General features: G+C 41.8%; 3 protein-coding genes. All 3 read left to right on the forward strand.

Annotated elements, in window-relative coordinates:
- A partial coding sequence (gene pnuC / locus ACTXGO_RS16370) for a nicotinamide riboside transporter PnuC (protein WP_443574836.1) occupies positions 1-615 on the forward strand: 615 nt, incomplete at its 5' end.
- The gene (locus ACTXGO_RS16375; RefSeq protein ID WP_443542336.1) at positions 560-1,180 is read left to right on the forward strand and encodes an AAA family ATPase; all 621 of its coding nucleotides are present in this window, start codon (positions 560-562) and stop codon (positions 1,178-1,180) included. The genes pnuC and ACTXGO_RS16375, both read left to right, overlap by 56 nt.
- A 78-nt stretch (positions 1,181-1,258) precedes the next feature.
- The gene (locus ACTXGO_RS16380; protein WP_443542335.1) at positions 1,259-1,783 is read left to right on the forward strand and encodes a TIGR00645 family protein; all 525 of its coding nucleotides are present in this window, start codon (positions 1,259-1,261) and stop codon (positions 1,781-1,783) included.
- Positions 1,784-1,870: the final 87 nt, after the last annotated feature.

Raw genomic sequence — 1,870 nt, forward strand, 5'->3', positions numbered from 1 at the left:
ACAAGCGTACTACTCGCGCGCAAACTAAGCGTTTTAGTATTCCCTGTGGGTCTTGTTAGCACAGGGATTTTTGTCTATCTGCTCTGGCAATGGCAACTATTCGGTGACATGTTTATCAACTTCTACTATACCGTTATGGGTCTGTACGGCTGGTATAACTGGACTAAAAATAAGCAAGGCACTCAAGAGCTTACACCTAATGATGAGATCAGTATTGAGCATATTAGTGCTAGCGATTTACCAACGCTTGCTTTGCTCGGTTCGGCGACCGTTGCCTTTGTGGCGCTGATTTACTACTTTCGTCCTGTCATCAGCAATGACTTTAGCTTTGATGGTGTGGTATTAGGCGCGCATTTATTTACATGGGTCGATTATACCGATATGCTAACCACAGCATTGTTTTTGATGGCGATGTGGCTAATGGCCAGTCGCAAGATTGAGCACTGGCTACTATGGATAGTCGCTGACGCCATCTCAGTACCGCTTTACTTCTACAAGGGTTATACCTTCACCTCGCTACAGTACGTAGTATTCACCTTGATTGCAATCTGGGCATATTATGAATGGCAACGACGCTACCGTATGCAGCAACAATTTGATCCAGCAGTCGCCTAAATCGGTATTTAAGGTGGCAGTTTTGGGTGCTGAGAGTACGGGCAAGACTACCTTATGTCGAGATTTGGCCGCGCGCTTTAAAAGCCCGTGGGCACCTGAATATATGCGGGAATTTTTGCAAGATAAGTGGGATAAGCAGCAGCTTAGCTGTACTTGGGACGATCTCTTACCTATTGCGCAAGGCCAGGTAGCCCTTGAAAACCAGCTTACTGAAGAGGCCGCGCAAACGGCAATAAACAACGGTCACTCTCAAGCTTATCTATTCTGTGATACTAGCCTATTTGAGCTGATGGTCTATGCTAACTGGTACTATGGTGATTGTCCGCCAGCACTCAAACGCGCCGCTCTAGCGCATCACTATGATTTGATCCTGTTGACGGCGGTTGATGTGCCTTGGGTCGCTGATGACTTGCGAGATGCGCCGCATAAACGCGACGACATTAGCGATTATTTTGAAACACACTTAAATAGATATAATAAAAATTTCAAGCGTATCGGCGGCACAAGAGACGAGCGGGTGCAGCAAGTAAGTAAATGGTTAAACTCACTTAACCATACTGGTTAGCCATTTATTTGCGCCTTTAATATTTACTATTAAGCTATGCTTAGATACTTTTTCGTTCACACCGCTTAAGAGACTAAGATGCTAAAGAAAATTGAATATACTTTAGAGAAGATGATATTTCACAGTCGCTGGATATTAGCCCCATTTTATGTGGGTTTAATCATAGGTATTATCGTACTGTTTATAAAATTTATTCAAAAGTTATGGCTTACCCTTTCTCAAGTCTTCGACGCATCCGTATCAGAGGTGATTGTTAATATACTCATACTGGTCGATATCTCTTTGGTCGCTAGCCTGCTGCTTATTATCATCTTTAGTGGTTACGAGATATTTGTATCTAAAATAGAGACAGGTACGCATGTTGATCGCCCCAGTTGGATGGGTAAAGTCGACTTCTCTGGTCTTAAACTTAAAGTTATAGGAGCCATCGTTGCAATTTCTGCAATTGATCTGCTTAAATCTTTTATGGATATATCAGGCAACATGACTGATATTGATACAGATAAACTAATGTGGAAGGTTATCATTCATATGGCGTTTGTAGTATCAGGTCTGCTATTTGCCTTTATGGACAAGATCGTAGGCGACACCAAAAAACACTGATAGTGTTCATTATCACTAGTATAAAAACAAAGCTAAAATTCAAATTTTAAAAGTTGAGAACTAATTATGATACGTTTATACAAACCT

It is taken from the genome of Psychrobacter sp. T6-1 (genome assembly GCF_052258445.1).